Below are 17,067 nucleotides of genomic sequence, written 5' to 3' on the forward strand. Positions count from 1 at the left end.
GGAGAGGCGACCACCGGTGACCAGGTCCGGGCAGGAGTATCTGGAGGCCCTGCGCGACGGGCGGGAGGTGTGGCTGGACGGCGAACGCGTCAAGGACGTCACCGTCCACCCCGCGTTCCGCTCCGCGGCGGCCTCCTTCGCCCGGCTCCACGACCTCGCCGCCGACCCGGCCCACCGCTCCGTCCTGCGCGCGGGCGGCGTGCACCGGGCCTACGCCGTCCCCCGCTCGTACGAGGACCTGGTCGCCCGGCGGCGCGCGTACAAACTGTGGGCGGAGGCCAGCTACGGCTTCCTCGGCCGCACGCCCGACTACATGGCCTCCGGCGCCGCCGGGTTCGCGGCCGTCCCCGGCGCCTTCACCGGCGACGGCTTCGACGGCGCGGAGCACGCCCTGGCCTTCCACCGCCGGCTCGCCGAGTCCGACCTCTTCTGCGCCTTCACCATCACCAACCCGGCCTCCGGCACCGGAGAGGACGACCTGCTCGTCCGGGTGGTCGAGGAGCGCGACGACGGGATCGTGGTCCGCGGCGCGAAGACCGTCGGCACCGGCGCCGTCTTCGCCGACGAGATCCTCGTCGGCACGATCGAACCGCTCGCGCCCGACGACACCGAGCACGCCCTCAGCTTCTCCGTGCCCGTCGACAGCCCCGGCCTCCGGCTGGTCTCCCGCACCTCCTACGAGCAGCGCGCCCGCTCCGTCTTCGACCAGCCGCTGTCCGCCCGCTACGACGAGAACGACGCGCTGCTCGTGTGCGACGACGTGTTCGTGCCGTGGGAGCGGGTGCTGACCTACCGGGACCCGGCCGCCACCGCCGGCATGTGGTGGCGCACGCCCGCCTACCTCAACTTCACCCACCAGTCCGCGACCCGCTTCTGGACCAAGCTGGAGTTCCTCACCGGCCTCGCCATCCTGATCGTCCGGTCCAACGGCACCGACGGGCTGCCCGCCGTCACCCAGGCCGTCGGCCGGCTCCTCGGCATGGTCGCCCAGGCCAAGGCCTTCGTGCTCGGCGCCGAGGCCTCCTGGGAGGAGGTCGACGGCGGGCGCGGCGGGGTGCGGCCCGGGCAGGAGATCTCCTTCGCCCAGCGGATCATGGCGGGCGAGATCCACCCCCGGGCCGTGGAGGACATCCGGCTGCTCGCGGGCGGCGCGCTGATCCAGCTCCCGGCGAGCGGCCGCGACCTGCTCCACCCCGAACTCGGTCCCGTGCTGCGGAAGTACGTCCGCACGCCCGGCGGGACCGCCGAGGACCGGATCAAGCTCCTCAAGCTGGCGTGGGACGCGCTGGGCTCCGAGTTCGCCGGACGGCACGGGCACTACGAGCGCTTCTACCAGGGCGCCCCGCACGTCTACCTCACCATGCAGACCTGGGCGGGCGGCGCCGACGACTGCGAGGCGCTGGCCCGCGCCTGTCTCGACGGCTACGACCTGGGGACCGTCCGGTGAGGGCCGCCGCCGCGCCCCGGGGCGCCCTGGGCGTGCTCGCCGCCACCCAGCTGCTGCTGATCATGGACACCGCGATCGTCAACGTCGCGCTGCCGTCGGTCGGCGCCGACCTGGGCCCGGGCGCCGCGGGCCTGTCCTGGGTCGCCAACGCCTACCTCATCACCTTCGGCGGGCTGCTGCTCCTCGGCGGGCGCGCCGCCGACCTGCTGGGCCACCGCCGGCTCTTCCTCGCCGGGCTCGCCCTCCTCGCCACCGCCTCCGCGGCCGGCGGGCTCGCCCCGAACCCGGCCGTCCTGGTCGCCGCCCGGGCCGCGCAGGGCGTCGGTGCCGCATTCGCCGCGGCCGCCGCCTTCGCCCTGCTGCTCGTCCTCTTCCCCGACGGGCCCGCCCGCCACCGGGCGCTCGGCGTCTTCGCGGCGATGGGCGGCCTGGGCGGCGTCCTCGGCACGGCCCTCGGCGGCGCCCTCACCGCCCTCCTCGGCTGGCGCTCCACCTTCTGGCTGAACGTCCTCGCGGCGGCGGCGCTGGCGGCCCTGGCCCCGGCGCTGCGAGGAGCACCGGGCGACGCCGGACCGCCGCCGGCCACGGGACGCGGTGCTGCGCGCTTCGACCTCGCCGGGGCCCTCACCGCCACCGCCGGCCTCGGACTCCTCGCGTACGCGCTCGTCGGGGGCGGCGAGCACGGGTGGCTCGCGCCCGTGACCCTCGCCACCGCCGCCGGCGGACTCGTCCTGCTCGGCGTGTTCGGCCTCGTCGAGCGCCGCGCCGCCGCACCGCTTGTGCCGCCCGACGTGCTGCGCAGGCCCGTCCTGCGACGGGCCAACCTGCTGGCAGCGCTGGCCCAGACGGCGCTCTTCCCGATGTTCTTCCTGGTCAGCCTGTACATGCAGCACGTGCTCCACCACTCGCCGCTCGGCGGCGGGCTCGCGCTGCTCCCGCTGTCCCTGGTCGTCGTCGCCGTCGCCCCGCAGACCGGGCGGATCGTCTTCCGGCTCGGGCTCGCCCGCACCATGACCCTCGGCTTCGTGCTGCTCGCCGCCGGCACGGCCTGGCTCGGGCTCGCGCTCGCCGCCGACGGCGGCTTCGCCGGCACCGTGCTCGCGCCCAGTCTGGTCCTGGGCCTCGCCCTGCCGCTCGTCGTCGTCACCACGAACGTCGCCGCCACCGCCGACGCGGCGCCCGAGGAGACCGGGCTCGCGTCCGGACTCGTCAACACCAGCCAGCAGTTCGGCGCGGTCCTCGGACTCGCCGTCCTCGTCGCCGTCGCCACCGCCGTCACCGGCACCACCGGAACCCCCACGCCCGCCGCCGAGACCGGCGGCTTCCGCGCCGCGCTGCTCTGCGGCGCGGCCCTCGCAGCCGGCGCCGCACTCCTCGCCGTACGGCTGCGCCCGCCCGCCCCCGTCACGGCGCCACCGCGCCGGGACCGGGTGGGCGAGCCGCGCTGACCGCCGCCCCAGCGGTCACCGCCCACCCCGACACCTCACCTACCTCTCCCGAGGGGGCTTCCGTGACGCTGTACGAACTCGTCGTGCCCGGACTCGACGAACGAACCGACCCGCGCTACCGGGTCGCCGACATACGCGCCGCCGACCCGCTCGGCGCGGACGCCGTCCTGGCCGCCGTGCCCGCGATGAACGCCGACGCCGACACCGCCGCGCTGGCCGTCGCCCTGCGCGCCCTCGTCCCCGACCCGGACCTCGCCGCCGGCTGGAGCGTGGTCGACGCGCTCGCCGCGATGCGCGACCTGGGCCTGCTCCTCGGCTCGCTGAAGCGGCACGGCATCCAGCCCGTCAGCGCCGTCCCCGAGGTCCTGCCGGTCCTGGAACTCCTCGGCCGCCGCACCGACATGGTGCCCCGCGACACCGTCCACCACTACACGACCTGGAACCCGCCGGGACCACGCCGCCGCACGTACACCGGGCACCCGATGGAGGCCCACCTCCAGGAAGCCGTACGGATGTCCTTCCCGGCCCTCGTCGCCGCCCTCGACGCCTGCGCCAGGACCGCCCGGCTCGAACCGTACGACCCCGGCTTCGCGCTCGCTCTCGACCGCACCGCCCAGCACGTCCAGTCCCTGGTCGACGCCATCGACCTCACCGTCGCCCAGGTCACGCCCGAGTACTTCGCCCGCACCCTGCGCCCCTACTTCGAGGAGATCGACGTGGCCGGGCGCGCCTACCTCGGGCCCGCCGCCGCCCAGGTCCCGCTCTGGCTGATCGACCTGACCCTCTGGCAGTGCGACCGCTCCGACCCGGCCTACGACGCCTTCCTCGCCGAGTCGATCCCGTACGCCCTGCCGTCCTGGCGCGAGTTCCACGCCCGGCACCACGGCGGCGTCTCCGCCGTCAGCAAGCTCTCCGCCGCCCTCAGCTGGGAGAGCGGCGACCGCATCCCGCCACAGCTGGCCGCCTCCGCCGACTCGCTCGCGCGCGTCCTGCGCATCCTCAAGTCCTTCCGCGCCCGCCACTTCACGCTGGCCCGCAAGGCCTACCGCGACGACCTGCGCCTGTACGAGGAGGGCAGCGGCGGCGCCCCCGTCGCCCTGCTCCGCACGCTCCTCGACCTCACCCGCGCCAACGAGACGCTCGTGCGCCAGACCCTCTGACCTCCGGAGAACCCCATGGCCCCCCACACCCCGCACGTCGTGATCGCCGGCGGCGGCATCGCCGGGCTCACCGCCGCGCTCGCCCTGCACGCCGTCGGATTCCCCCGGATCAGCGTCGTCGAGGCCGCCCGCGCGCCCCGGCCGGCCGGCGCCGGGCTCAACCTCATGCCGGGCGCCGTCCGCGAACTCGACGCGCTCGACCTGCTGCCCGCCCTGGAGGCGGGCGCCGCCCTGCGCACCCGCGAGCTGCGTTACTACCACCGCTCCGGCGGCCTGATATCCCGCGAACCGCGCGGCCTGGGCGCCGGATACCGCTGGCCCCAGCTCTCCGTCCACCGCGCCCACCTGCAGCGCGTGCTCGGCGACGCCGTACGCGAGCGGCTCGGCCCCGCGGCCGTCCTCACGGGCGTCCGCGTGACCGGCGTGGACGTCCGCCCCTGCGGGCAGCCCCTGTTGCGCCTGGAGCACCGCGACCGCGGCGGCCGGCGCGGCCGTGCCTCGCTCGAACCCGACGTGCTGATCGGCGCCGACGGCATCCGCTCGGCCGTCCGGGCCGCGCTGAACCCCGGCGAGGGCCGCCCGCCGTGGAACGGCATGCTGGTCTGGCGCGGCGTCTCCCCGATGCCCGCCCGGACGGCCCCGCCCTTCATGCTCATCGCCGGCGACGACCGCCGGAAGGCCGTCGTCTACCCGATGAGCCGTCCCGCCGACGGCCGTGTCCTCGTCAACTGGGCGCTCGCCGGGCCCGCCGCCACCGTGCCCGACCCGGACGACCTCGGCGACTGGAGCCGCGCCGTCGGCGTGGAGACCTTCCTGCACCACTACGAGGGCTGGGAGTTCGACGGCGTCCGCGTCACCGACGTGCTGCGCGCCGCCGAGACCGCCCACGCGTACCCCATGGTCGACCGCGACCCGCTCGACCGCTGGAGCCACGGCCGCACCACGCTCATCGGCGACGCCGCCCACGCCATGTACCCGATCGGCTCCAACGGCGCCAGCCAGTCGATCGTCGACGCCCGCGCCCTCGCCCACGCGCTCGCCGCCCACCGCGACCCCGCCGAGGCCCTGCGCGCCTACGAGGCGGACCGGCGGCCGGTGACCACCGCGCTCCAGGAGGCCAACCGGCGACAGGGACCCGAGGTCGTCATCGACCTCGCCCACCGGCGCGCCCCGCACGGCTTCACCGACGTCCACCAGGTCATCCCCGCCGAGGAACTGGCCGACATCGCCCGCCGCTACGCCACGACCGGCGCCTTCGACCCGGCCACCGTCAACCAGGGCTCCCCCTACGGGCCGCCGTACCTCCCCTCGCGCGCCGTGGTGGGACCGGCGGGCGTCGCCTAGGCTCCCGGAACGGAACCGCGGAGGCACAGCGTGGTGCTTCCGCTCCGCCCCGTCACGGCCTGCGAAGGTGGAACACGTGAAGGCAATCCGTCGATTCACCGTGCGTCCCGTCCTCCCCGACACCCTTCGACCCCTCGCCGACCTGGCGCAGAACCTGCGCTGGTCCTGGCACGACCCCACCCGCGAACTCTTCGAGAGCGTGGACCCGGAAGGGGTCCGCGCCGCCGACGGCGACCCCGTCCGCGCGCTCGGCGCCATCGACAGCGGACGGCTCGCCGCGCTCGCCGCCGACCAGGACTTCCTGGCCCGGCTGCGCGCCGCGGCCGAGGACCTCGACCGCTATCTGACCGAACCCCGCTGGTACCAGGGGCAACAGGGCGAGCCGCCCGCCTCGGTCGCGTACTTCTCGCCCGAGTTCGGCATCACCGCCGCCCTGCCCCAGTACTCCGGCGGCCTCGGCATCCTGGCCGGCGACCACCTCAAGGCCGCCAGTGACCTGGGCGTCCCGCTGATCGGCGTCGGACTGCTCTACCGGCACGGCTACTTCCGGCAGTCGCTCTCCCGGGACGGCTGGCAGCAGGAGCACTACCCGGTGCTCGACCCGGGCGAGCTGCCGCTCACCCTGCTCCGCGAGCCCGACGGCGCTCCCGCCCGGGTCGCCCTCGCCCTGCCCGGCGGGCGCAGTCTGCACGCCCACGTCTGGATCGCCCAGGTCGGCCGGGTCCCGCTGCTGCTGCTCGACTCGGACGTCGAGGAGAACGCGCCCGGCGAACGGGAGGTCACCGACCGCCTGTACGGCGGCGGCAGCGAGCACCGGCTGCTCCAGGAGATGCTGCTCGGCATCGGAGGCGTCCGCGCGGTGCGGACGTACTGCCGGCTCACCGGCACCCCGCAGCCGGAGGTGTTCCACACCAACGAGGGCCACGCCGGCTTCCTCGGGCTCGAACGCATCCGCGAACTCGGCGAGCGGCCGGCTCCCGGGGGGCTCGGGCAGGGGCTCGACTTCGACGCCGCCCTGGAGGCCGTACGCGCCGGGACGGTGTTCACCACCCACACGCCCGTCGCGGCCGGCATCGACCGATTCGACCGGGCGCTCGTCGCCCGCCACTTCGGCGAGGACGGCGTGCTGCCCGGCGTCGACACCGGCCGGATCCTCGCGCTCGGCGACGAGACGCCGCTCCGCGGCGAGCCCGGGGTGTTCAACATGGCCGCCATGGGGCTGCGGCTCGCCCGCCGCGCCAACGGCGTCTCCACCCTGCACGGATGCGTCAGCCGCGCCATGTTCGCCGGTCTCTGGCCCGGCTTCGACGCCGAGGAGATCCCGCTCACCTCGGTCACCAACGGGGTCCACGCCCCGACCTGGACCGCCCCGGAGGTCGCCCGGCTCGGCCGCGACGCGAGCGACCACGAGCTGTGGGAGCTGCGCCGCACCCTGCGCGAACGGCTCGTCCTCGACGTACGGCGGCGGCTGCGGGCCTCCTGGCGGCAGCGCGGCGCGGCCGCCGCCGAACTCGGCTGGACCGACGGCGTCCTCGACCCCGACGTCCTCACCATCGGCTTCGCCCGCCGGGTCCCGTCGTACAAGCGGCTCACCCTGATGCTGCGCGACAAGGACCGGCTGCGGTCGCTGCTGCTCCACCCCGAGCGGCCGGTGCAGCTGGTCGTCGCGGGCAAGGCGCACCCGGCCGACGACGGCGGCAAGAAGCTGGTCCAGGAACTGGTGCGGTTCGCCGACGACCCGCGGGTGCGGCACCGGATCGTCTTCCTGCCGGACTACGGCATGGGCATGGCCCGCGGCCTCTACCCGGGCTGCGACGTGTGGCTCAACAACCCGCTGCGGCCCCTCGAGGCCTGCGGCACCAGCGGGATGAAGGCCGCGCTCAACGGCTGCCTGAACCTGTCGGTCCTGGACGGCTGGTGGGACGAGTGGTTCGAGCCCGACTTCGGCTGGGCGATCCCGACCGCCGACGGTGCCGCCGCGCTCGACGAGGAGCGCCGCGACGACCTGGAGGCGGCCGCGCTCTACGAGCTGATCGAGCGTCGCGTCGCACCCCGCTTCTACGACCGCGGCCCGGACGGCGTGCCGGCCGGCTGGACCGCGATGGTCCGGCGCACCCTCACCGACCTCGGCCCCAAGGTGCTCGCGGACCGGATGGTGAAGGAGTACGTGGAGCGGCTCTACGCCCCGGCCGCCGCGGCCCACCGGGCGCTCGGCCCGGACGCGGCCCGCTCGCTCGCCGCCTGGAAGGCCCGGGTGCGCGGGGCCTGGCCGAAGGTGTCGGTCGACCACGTGGAGGTGGGCGACGACCTCCAGGACGCGGAGCTCGGCGCGACGCCGGCCGTCCGGGTCCGGGTGTCGCTGGGCGAGCTGCGCCCCGAGGACGTCGAGGTGCAGGCGGTGACCGGGCGGGTGGACGCGGACGACCGGCTGCTCGACCCGCGGACCGTGGTCCTCAAGCCGGCGGGCGGGCCCGACCTGGAGGGCCGGCTGCCGTACGCGGGCGCGCTGTCCCTGGACCGCACCGGCCCCTTCGGCTGCACGGTCCGGGTGCTGCCCTCGCACCCGCTGCTCGACCACCCGGCGGAGCCGGGCCTGGTGGCGCTGCCCGCGGAGACGACGGGGGAGGGGGCGGGAGTGCTGATGCGCTGAACTCACGCGCTGACGTGACGCGCTGCACTGTGCGCGCGGGCGTGCCTCCGGTGGGGGCGCCGCGTATGCAGACCCACGCCGAGAACCCGCACTGAGTCCGTCGCCGGGCCCTTCGCCGGGCCGTTCGCCGGGCCCTTCGCCGAGTCCCTCGGCGGGCGCTCACGGCACCGCGGTCCTGTCCGCCAGACGCCCGTCCACGTAGCACAGCCGGTACACCGGGATCGCCGCCAGCATGGTCGAGCGGTAGTACAGGCACTCGTCCATGCCGGGCGGCTCGGCCGGAGCGCGCTGCGGGCGTCCGTCGAGATGGCGGTCCGGTAGGTGCTCGGCGACCTCAGCGCGCGTCTGGCCGACGCGGATCAGGGCGTAGTCCTCCGGCTCCAGATACGTCTGGTGCTGGGTGTACAGGGCGACGCCCGCCATCAGCAGACCGAGCCCGGCGAGCAGGGCCAGTGGGATCCAGATCGCCCGCGCGAGCCCCCGCCGCACCTGCCGCCGCGCCAGGTCCAGCTCCCGCGCCGACCGCGGCGCGGCGGGCCGGGGCGCGGGCTGCCGCAGCGGCAGTACGGCGGACAGCTCGAACCCGCCCCCGTCGGTGACCCGGTGCCGCAGCGAACCGCCGGCGAGCCGCACCCGCTCGTCGAGCCCGACGAGCCCCGTACCGCCGGACACCGGCCGCGCGCCCTCCGCCGGGCCCGGACCCTCGCCGGACGGCCCCGCCGGCCCGCTGGTGACCCTCACCCGCACCGTGGCCGCCGCGTCGCGCGTCACCACGACCGCCACCGGCGCTCCCGGTGCGTGCTTGGCCGCGTTGGTCAGGCCCTCCTGCACCACACGGTGCAGTGCGCGGGCGGCCATCTCCGACGGCGGCTCCGCCGCGTCCTCCAGGGTGACCGTCATGCCGGAGGCCCGGGCCCGGGCCACCAGCTCGGCCACCGACTCGTCCGGCGGGGCGACCGGAGCCTCCTCGCCGTCCTCGCGCAGTACGCCGATGATGTCCCGCAGCCGGCCCGTGGCGTCCGCCGCCGCCCGCCGCAGCTCGCCCGCCGCGCGCTGCTGGTCGGGGCCGAGGGCCGGGTCGAGTTCGAGCGCTCCCGCGCGCAGCGCGAGCAGCGCCAGGTCGTGGCCGAGCGAGTCGTGCATGTCGCCCGCGATCCGGGACCGCTCGCGCAGCCGCTCCCGGTCGGCGACCGCCTCCTGCTCGCGCTCCATCCGGTCGGCCAGCTCCCAGCCGCTGCGCACCAGCCGGTCGTACTGCCGCACGTACCGCCCGATCAGCCACGGCGCGACGACGGCCAGGGCCATCGAGAGCAGCAGCGCGAACCAGTACACCAGGGCCTCGCCGGTCGCCAGGACCAGGACGAGCCCCGCCACCGGCACCGCCGCGAACAGCCACAGGGCCGTGCGGGTCCGCGCCTCCCGCCGCCCGGCGAGATAGCCGAAGGCGACCAGCGGCAGCACGGACGAGGGAGTGAAGAGCTCGGGCGCCAGGGCGAGCGAGACCGTGATCGTCAGGGCGAGCGGCACCACCGGCCACCGCCGGCCCAGCGCCACGCACACCGCGAGCACCACCACGCCCACGGCCACCGCGGACCACGAACCACCGTCGTTGGGATCGGACTTCAGCAGCACCGGCACGGACAGCAGCAGCCACAGCAGGACGTCGAAGGTCCGCTCGAAGCCCCGTCCGGAGCCTCGGCGGCCGGGCCCGCCGGCGCCCGGCCCGGCGGCCGGCTCACGCATCGGGGACCAGACCCGCCTCGTACGCGAGGACCGCCAGCCGCACCCGGTTGCGCAGCCCGGTCCGGCCCAGGACCGCGCTCACATGGGCCTTGACCGTGGCCTCCACCACGTGCAGCCGCGCGGCGATCTCCTGGTTGGACAGACCCGCGCCGACCAGGCCGACGACCTCCCGCTCCCGGCCGGTCAGCGAGGCGAGCCGGTCGCGCGCCTCGGCGGCCCGGCTGAACCGCGCGCCGCCCAGCGTGTCGATGACCCGTCGCGCGACGGCCGGCGAGAGGAACGCGGCGCCCTCGGCGACCGCCCGAACCCCGGCGATCAGCTCGCGCGGATCCCCGGACTTCAGCAGGAAGCCGCTCACGCCGCTGCCGAGGGCCCGCTCGATGTACGCGTCCTCGGAGAAGGTGGTGAGCACCACCACCGCCGCGCCGGGCGCCGCCCGCCGCAGTTCCTCGGCGGCGCCGAGCCCGTCGAGCCGGGGCATCCGGATGTCGAGCAGGACGACGTCGGGCCGGTGGACGAGGGCGAGTTCGACTGCCTCGTGGCCGTCCCCGGCCTCGGCGACCACCTCGATCCCGGGATCGGTGGCGAGGATCGCCTTCACTCCGGCCCGGATCATCGCCTCGTCGTCCGCGAGCAGCACCCTGATCATCCGCCCAGCCTACGGGCGGCCCGGCGACGGCACCGGCGCCGCGGGATCCCCGGCATCAGAGGTAGTCGACGTGCACGTGCGGCGCGCAGCGTGCGACGGCCTCCCTGACCTCCTTGCGCAGGGTGGTGGTGGCGGTCCCCATGGGCCGGGGCACGGTGACGGTCACCCAGTCCGGCGACCGGGGTTCGACGCCCTGCCGGGGCAGCGGGAGCGGCGCGCCCCAGCGCAGCTTCAGGAGCAGCTTCACGCCCGGGCCGGAGTTCACGGGCGGGCGGCTGACGGCGATGACGTCCGCCCAGGGGATGGTGACGACCGGGTCGTCCTTGTGCGTGCCCCGTCTGCTGCGGACGGTGAGTCCGGCCGCTCCGACGGTGACGGTGTGCGGGCGGGCGAGGGCGAGGCCGATCCGCAGCGCGAACGCGGCGAGCACCAGCGGCGCCCAGAGCCGCAGGCTCGCGCCGGCGTCGTTCTCCGCGTACTGGGTCTGCCAGGACCCGAGGGTGACGAACCCCGCCGACAGCGCGCCGATCAGGCTGCCGACGACGCCCGTCAGCTTCCTCCCCGGGGTCGCCTCGAAGGCCACGGGCCCGGGCGCGGCCACGGCCGTGGGCGCCGGGGCGGCCGGTGTGGCCGCCGGGCCCGCGGGTGCGGCGGCCGGTGCCCGCACCGGTTCCGCGTCCGGCGGTGCCGGCGCGTCGGCCCGCCGGGGCCCCGCGACGGGTACGGGCGCGTGGACGCGGAGTTCGGCGAGCAGCCCGGCGGCGGTGGGCCGGTCCGCCGGGTCCTTCGCGAGGCAGGCCGCGACCGCACCGCGCAGCGCGTCCGGTACCGCCGTCAGGTCGGGCTCTCCGTGCACGGCCCGGTAGAGCAGGCTCATCGGCGGCCCCTCGCCGAAGGCGTGGCCGCCCGCCGCGTGCACCAGGACCGCGCCGAGGGCGAAGACGTCGCAGGCGGGTCCGACGGTGCCCTGCTCGATCTGCTCGGGCGCGAGGAAGCCGGCCGTGCCGATCACGGTCCCGGTGTGGGTGAGCCGGGTGTCGTACAGGGCGTGCGCGATCCCGAAGTCGAGGACCCGTGGCCCGTCGTCGGACATGATGACGTTGCCCGGCTTCAGGTCCCGGTGGATCACACCGCAGCCGTGGATGGCGGTCAGCGCCTCCGCGAGGGACGCGCCCAGGGCGTAGAGGGCGGGTGCGTCGAGCGGGCCGTCCTCGGCGACGGTCCGGCCGAGGTCGCGACCGGGGACGAAGGCGGTGACCATCCAGGGCGGGTCGGCGTCCGGGTCGGCGTCGACGACCTGCGCGGTGTGGAAGCCGCCGACCTGGCGGGCGGCGGCGATCTCGCTGCGGAAGCGGGCGCGGAAGCCCTCGTCGGCGGAGAGTTCGGCACGGGCCACCTTCACGGCGACCGGCCGGCCGCCGGGCGAACGGCCCCGGTAGACCCGGCCCATGCCGCCCTCGCCGAGCCTGCCGGTGATCGTGTAGTCCCCGACCGTGCGCGGATCGTCCGGCCCGAGGTCCCGGCCCGCGCCCGTGTCCCGCTCCTGTCCCTGCTCGCTCACGCGCACCCCCGAATGCAGATGACGGTCCCCGGGGTGAACCCACCCCGGGGACCGCCATTCTGACGCAGTGTCAGTCAACCTGACCCGGCTTCACCGGACTTACGGGAAGGTCAGCTTGAAGCTGTTGATGTAGCCGGTGTCGATCGCGGCCTTGTCCTGGACGCGGAGCTTCCAGACGCCGTTGGCGACCTCGGAGGAGGCGTTCACGGTGTAGCTCTGGTTGATGTTGTCGGCGCTGCCGCCGGACCGGTTGTGCAGGTTGTAGACCGAGCCGTCGGGGGCGATGAGGTCGACGACGAGGTCACCGATGTAGGTGTGGACGATGTTCACACCGACGGAGAGGTTGCTCGGCGCGTTGCCGCTGATGCCGGAGACCGTCAGGGACGAGGTCACCGCGGTGCTGTTGTCCGGGATCGAGACGTCGGCGTCGTTGGTGAACACCGTGCCGCCGCCGGGGCCGCCGGGGCGGGAGCCGACGTTGATGGCGGCCCACGCGTTCTCGACGGCCGTGACCTCGGCGCTGCCCGCCCCGTACAGCTCGGTCGCCACCGCGACGGTGCCCGTGCGGGCGCCGGCGTAGTTGGTGTTGGAGCTGAACTTGGTGGTGAGCGCCTTGAACCAGATCAGCGAGGCCTTGTCACGGCCGATGCCGGTGACGGGCAGGCCGTCGGAGGTCGGCGAGTCGTAGTTCACGCCGTTGATGGTCTTGGCGCCGCTGCCCTCGGAGAGCAGGTAGTACCAGTGGTTCGCCGGGCCCGAGGAGTAGTGGACGTCGATCGAGCCGATGCCCGAGTACCAGGCGTCCTTGGACGAGCCGTCCTTGCTCGGCTTGTCCATGTAGCGCAGCGGGGTGCCGTTGCCGCGGATGTCGATCTTCTCGCCGACGAGGTAGTCGCCCTTGTCGTTGGCGTTGTTGGCGTGGAACTCGACCGCCGCCGCGAAGATGTCCGAGGTGGCCTCGTTGAGGCCGCCGGACTCGCCGCTGTAGACCAGACCGGCGGTGTTGGAGGTGACGCCGTGCGTCATCTCGTGCGCGGCCACGTCGATGGAGGTCAGCGGCTTGGAGTTGTTCGCGCCGTCGCCGTAGGTCATGCAGAAGCAGGAGTCGGACCAGAAGGCGTTGACGTACGCGTTGCCGTAGTGGACCCGGGAGTACGCGCCGACGCCGTCACCCCGGATGCCGGAGCGGCCGTGCACGTTCTTGTAGTAGTCCCAGGTGAGCGCGGCGCCGTAGTGCGCGTCGGCACCGGCGGTCTCCAGATTGGACGGCAGACCGTTGCCCCAGACGTCGGTGCTGTTGGTGAACAGCGTGCCGGTGCCGGAGGTGCCTCGGTTGAGGTTGTACGTCTTGTGGTTGCCGCGGCCCGTGTCCGTCAGGGTGTACGACGGGGCGGTGCCCAGCGTGACCTGGCCGCTGTACATGGTGTTTCCGGTGCCGGTGTGGACACCCTCCCACTCGTACAGCTTGGCGCCGGTCTTGGCGTCGGTGACGACGTGCAGCTCGCTCGGCGTGCCGTCGTGCTGGATCCCGCCGACGACCGTCTCGTAGGCGAGGACGGGCGTGCCGTTCGCGGCCCAGACGACCTTGCGCGGGGCGCGCTCGGCCTTGGTCTCCTTGGAGCCCTCGGCCTTCGCGAGGCCGACCGCCTGCTTCTCGGCGGCGGCCGGGGCGACGGTCGCCGCGGCGGTGTCCACCTTCGTGATGTCGGCGCGGGTGGCCTTGGCGACGGAGGCGGTGGCGCCGGCCTTGGTCTCGGCGACGATCAGGTCACCGCCGAGGACGGGCAGACCGTTGAGCGTGCGCTCGTATCGCGTGTGGGTCGTGCCGTCGCGGTCCTGGACGACGTCGCGGACGACCAGCTTCTCCTGGGCGCCGAGGCCGAGCTGCTTGGCCGTCGCGGCGGTGTCCGCCTGCGCGGCCTTGATGAGCGCGGCGCGCTGGGCCGGGGAGAGGTCGGCCGGCAGCTTGCCCGGGTTGGCCTTGCCCGCGGCCTGCGCCTTGGGCGCGGCGCCGAACTGGTCGGCGGTGGCGGTGCCGGTCTGGACGCCTACGGCGATCATGGCGGCGGCAGCGATCAGAGCGCCGGTCGCGGTGGCGCGACGGCTGGGCGTGGATCTCACGCAGACTCCTTTTGCGAGGGGGGTACCGGGTGGCTGGGTGAGGCCGCCCGGGCAGAGCAAGCAGAGCTGTGGAGCACGTACGGGTGAACTGGCGAACGTGATTGCGAAGAGCCGGGGGAGAGAGAGTGGCAGGTGTGGACGGCGCCTGTCAGGAGCGCGTCAACAAGTTGACCGGAAATCGTCCGTTGCCCGAAAGGGCGTGTTCGTTAAGCGGACGCTTCACCGATCATGACCGCGATGCCGTCCAGTGTTCTCCGCAGGCCGAATTCGAAGAGCGACTCCAAATCCATCCTGAAGTCCCCTTCCTCGGCCAGGGAATTGAGCAGGGGATAGGAACCGGCCGACTGGATCGCGTCGAACCGTGGCTCGTTCTTTTCCATCCACTCGTCGCCGGAGAGACCGGTCTCCTGGCGCGCCTGCTCCTCGAAGTCGTCCGCCAGTCCCACCCCTTGGACATAGGCGAAGATCGCCAGATGGGTGTGCAGCTTCTGCTCCGGGGTCATCGGGGTCGGCCGCAGCACCGTGAGCACCCACTCCGTGTACGCCATCGCGTGCGGCGCGGCGACCGGCCGCATGAAGCCGGCCATGGCGTGCGCCATCCACCGGTGCCGCGTGTACACCCCGCGCAGCCAGCGCGCCGCCAGCTCCAGGCCCGCCCGCCAGCCGGCCGGCACCGCGCCCAGCGGCACCTCCGCGCAGACCGCGTCCGTCATCAGCCGCACCAGCTCGCCCTTGCCCGGCACATGGCGGTACAGCGCCGTCGTCGACACCGACAGGACGGTCGCGAGCCGCCGCATGGTCAGCGCACCGAGGCCCTCCGCGTCGGCCAGGTCGACCGCCGCCCGCACGACCCGCTCCCGCGTCAGGCCGGCCGCGACGCGGTCCGCCGCCCGCGCCGCCACCACCGTCCCGACGCCCGGCTCCGGGCGTACCAGGCCCTCCTGGCGCAGCGCCGCGAGCGCTTTGGTCGCCGTCGCCATCGCCACGCCCCACTCGCGCGTGATCGCCCGCGTCGACGGCACCCGGTCGCCCGGGGCGAGTTCGCCGGAGCGGATCCGGCGGCCGATCTCGGCCGCGATGACGAGGTAGGGCGGTCGGGCGGTCATGACCGCGCACTGTACTAGTGCGCCCGGCACGCCGTACACCCCTCTGAGCAGGCAGTTTCCGAGGCGCCAGTCGGTGCACTAGGGCGAGTGCGGCACCGCGGCCCACCCCTGCGCTTCCCTCCTCGCATGACGCTCACCACGCCACCGCGCACCGACGGACCCGAAGAGCCCGCCGGTGGTGACACCGACCGCGCCGCCGACTCCGCCGCACTCGCCGCCGAGCCCGCCGCACGCGCCGCCGGGCCCGCCGCACTCGCCGCCGACTCCGCCGGCCGTCGCGAATGGACCGCCCTCGCCGTCCTGATGCTGCCCCTGCTCCTGGTCTCCATGGACGTCTCCGTCCTCTACTTCGCGATCCCGGCCATCGCCGCCGAACTCCGCCCCGGCGCCACCGCGCAGCTGTGGATCCTCGACATGTACGGCTTCGTGCTCGCCGGACTGCTCATCACCATGGGCGCCCTCGGCGACCGGATCGGCCGGCGCCGGGTCCTGCTCGGCGGCGCCGCCCTCTTCGGCGTCGCGTCCGGCGCCGCCGCGCTCGCCGGCAGCCCCGGCGCCCTCATCGCCGCCCGCGCCCTCCTCGGCGTCGGTGGGGCCTGCCTCATGCCCTCCACGCTCGCCATGATCCGCACACTGTTCCGGGACGCGGCCCAGCGGGCCAAGGCCGTCACGCTGTGGACCGCCGTCATGGCCGGCGGCATCTCCCTCGGCCCCGTGCTCAGCGGCGCCCTGCTCGAACACTTCTGGTGGGGCTCCGTCTTCCTCGTCAACCTGCCCGCCATGGCCCTGCTGCTGCTCCTCGGCCCCGTGCTGCTGCCCCCCTCCCGGGGCGCCGCCGCCCCCGGCCGCTTCGACTGGTGGAGCGCGCTGCTGTCCCTCGGCGCGATGCTGCCGACCGTGTACGGCGTCAAGGAGTCCGCCCAGGACGGCTGGTCGGCGGGGGCCGCGCTCGCCGTCGCCGGGGGACTCGGCCTCGGCGCGCTCTTCCTCCGCCGCCAGGCCCGCACCCCGCACCCCATGGTCGACCTGGCCCTGTTGCGCCGGCCCGCCTACGGCGGCTCCGTCCTGGTCAACCTGCTCGCCATGGCCGCGACCGTCGGCTTCGCGGTCTTCCTCACCCAGTACCTCCAGTCCGTCCTCGGCCAGAGCCCGTTCGAGGCCGCCCTGTGGAGCCTCGTCCCTACCGTCGGCGTCATGGCCGCCGCCCCCGCGGCGGCCGCAGTCGCCCGGCGGACCGACCCGGCGCACGTGATGGCGGGCGGCCTGCTCGTCGCCGTGGCCGGCTTCGGCCGGCTGGCCTTCGTCGACCCGCGCACCCCGCTGTGGGTCGTGCTCGTCGCCTGTGCCTGCTACGCGGCCGGTCTCGTCTCCGCCATGACCCTGGGCAACGAACGCGCCCTCGGCGCCGCCCCGCCCGAGCGGGCCGGCGCGGCCGCCGCCGTGCTGGAATCCGGCCAGGAACTCGGCGGCGCCCTCGGCATGGCCGTCCTCGGCTCCGTCGGCGCCGCCGTCTACATCGCGGCCATGCCCGACTGGGCCCCGCCCGCGGCCCGCGAGACCCTCGGCGGCGCCCTGACCGCCCCGGCCCCGGTGCTGACGGCGGCCCGCGCCGCCTTCACCGAGGCGTTGGCCGGGGCGGCGACCGGTGCCGCACTGCTCGTGCTGCCGGCCGCGGGCCTCGCGTACGGGCTGCTGCGGAACCGCAAGTCCGCCGTCCGAGGAGGCTGTCAGCGTCCCCGGCCGGGGGAGCCTGGTGACTGAGCACCCTGCGGCTGCTTGAGGTACGGGCCGTCAACGCCGATCTTGTCGGGGCCGCCTGGGCACGTACAGGCGCAGGT

General features: G+C 75.0%; 11 protein-coding genes. 6 read left to right on the forward strand and 5 right to left on the reverse strand.

Going from position 1 to position 17,067, the window contains the following annotated elements; translation table 11 throughout:
* The first annotated feature begins 16 nt into the window (after nucleotides 1-16).
* The 5 genes from ACFY8W_RS21660 (at nucleotide 17) to glgP (ending at nucleotide 8,049) form a co-directional block, all read left to right on the forward strand.
* Nucleotides 17-1,447 carry a 4-hydroxyphenylacetate 3-hydroxylase N-terminal domain-containing protein gene (locus ACFY8W_RS21660; protein WP_391107517.1) on the forward strand — a complete coding sequence of 477 codons (1,431 nt, stop codon included), beginning with the start codon at nucleotides 17-19 and terminating at the stop codon, nucleotides 1,445-1,447.
* A complete protein-coding gene (locus ACFY8W_RS21665; RefSeq protein WP_391107520.1) occupies nucleotides 1,444-2,895 on the forward strand; it encodes an MFS transporter in 1,452 nt (483 codons plus the stop codon). The genes ACFY8W_RS21660 and ACFY8W_RS21665 overlap by 4 nt, the downstream gene beginning before the upstream one ends.
* Before the next feature lie 62 nt (nucleotides 2,896-2,957).
* Entirely contained in the window at nucleotides 2,958-4,055 is a 1,098-nt protein-coding gene (locus ACFY8W_RS21670; RefSeq protein ID WP_391107522.1) for a monodechloroaminopyrrolnitrin synthase PrnB family protein, read from the forward strand.
* 15 nt (nucleotides 4,056-4,070) lie between these two features.
* Nucleotides 4,071-5,399, forward strand: coding sequence for an FAD-dependent monooxygenase (locus ACFY8W_RS21675; RefSeq protein WP_391107525.1), 1,329 nt, complete (start codon nucleotides 4,071-4,073; stop codon nucleotides 5,397-5,399).
* 76 nt (nucleotides 5,400-5,475) lie between these two features.
* Nucleotides 5,476-8,049, forward strand: a complete 2,574-nt coding sequence (glgP, locus tag ACFY8W_RS21680; protein ID WP_391107528.1) for an alpha-glucan family phosphorylase — start codon at nucleotides 5,476-5,478, stop codon at nucleotides 8,047-8,049.
* Nucleotides 8,050-8,208: 159 nt separating this feature from the next.
* Here the strand turns inward: glgP and ACFY8W_RS21685 are convergent, their stop codons facing one another.
* From ACFY8W_RS21685 to ACFY8W_RS21705, 5 genes are all read right to left on the reverse strand, one after another.
* Nucleotides 8,209-9,792 (reverse strand): histidine kinase, encoded by a 1,584-nt coding sequence (locus ACFY8W_RS21685; protein ID WP_391107531.1) that lies wholly within the window; start codon nucleotides 9,790-9,792, stop codon nucleotides 8,209-8,211.
* Nucleotides 9,785-10,441 carry a response regulator gene (locus tag ACFY8W_RS21690; protein ID WP_391107534.1) on the reverse strand — a complete coding sequence of 219 codons (657 nt, stop codon included), beginning with the start codon at nucleotides 10,439-10,441 and terminating at the stop codon, nucleotides 9,785-9,787. The genes ACFY8W_RS21685 and ACFY8W_RS21690 overlap by 8 nt, the downstream gene beginning before the upstream one ends.
* 55 nt (nucleotides 10,442-10,496) lie before the next feature.
* On the reverse strand, nucleotides 10,497-12,002 hold the full coding sequence (locus ACFY8W_RS21695; protein WP_391107536.1) for a protein kinase: 1,506 nt from the start codon (nucleotides 12,000-12,002) through the stop codon (nucleotides 10,497-10,499).
* Nucleotides 12,003-12,101: 99 nt separating this feature from the next.
* Complete coding sequence (locus tag ACFY8W_RS21700) at nucleotides 12,102-14,123, reverse strand: M4 family metallopeptidase (protein WP_391107539.1); 2,022 nt, start codon at nucleotides 14,121-14,123, stop codon at nucleotides 12,102-12,104.
* A gap of 206 nt (nucleotides 14,124-14,329) precedes the next feature.
* Nucleotides 14,330-15,229: a TetR/AcrR family transcriptional regulator C-terminal domain-containing protein gene (locus tag ACFY8W_RS21705; protein WP_391107542.1), complete on the reverse strand. Its 900-nt coding sequence runs from the start codon at nucleotides 15,227-15,229 to the stop codon at nucleotides 14,330-14,332.
* 303 nt (nucleotides 15,230-15,532) lie between these two features.
* On the opposite strand from ACFY8W_RS21705, the gene ACFY8W_RS21710 reads away from it, so the two are divergent.
* Nucleotides 15,533-16,990: an MFS transporter gene (locus ACFY8W_RS21710; RefSeq protein WP_391108272.1), complete on the forward strand. Its 1,458-nt coding sequence runs from the start codon at nucleotides 15,533-15,535 to the stop codon at nucleotides 16,988-16,990.
* Nucleotides 16,991-17,067: the final 77 nt, after the last annotated feature.

Origin of the sequence: Streptomyces sp. NPDC012637 (assembly GCF_042954805.1) — a bacterium.
GTDB lineage: Bacteria > Actinomycetota > Actinomycetes > Streptomycetales > Streptomycetaceae > Streptomyces.

Bases quoted from the DNA above. Each gene is read 5' to 3' on its own strand.
- ACFY8W_RS21675 (WP_391107525.1), top strand. From the start codon at position 4,071: ATGGCCCCCCACACCCCGCACGTCGTGATCGCCGGCGGCGGCATCGCC.
- ACFY8W_RS21685 (WP_391107531.1), bottom strand. From the start codon at position 9,792: ATGCGTGAGCCGGCCGCCGGGCCGGGCGCCGGCGGGCCCGGCCGCCGA.
- ACFY8W_RS21690 (WP_391107534.1), bottom strand. From the start codon at position 10,441: ATGATCAGGGTGCTGCTCGCGGACGACGAGGCGATGATCCGGGCCGGA.
- ACFY8W_RS21705 (WP_391107542.1), bottom strand. From the start codon at position 15,229: ATGACCGCCCGACCGCCCTACCTCGTCATCGCGGCCGAGATCGGCCGC.
- ACFY8W_RS21710 (WP_391108272.1), top strand. From the start codon at position 15,533: ATGCTGCCCCTGCTCCTGGTCTCCATGGACGTCTCCGTCCTCTACTTC.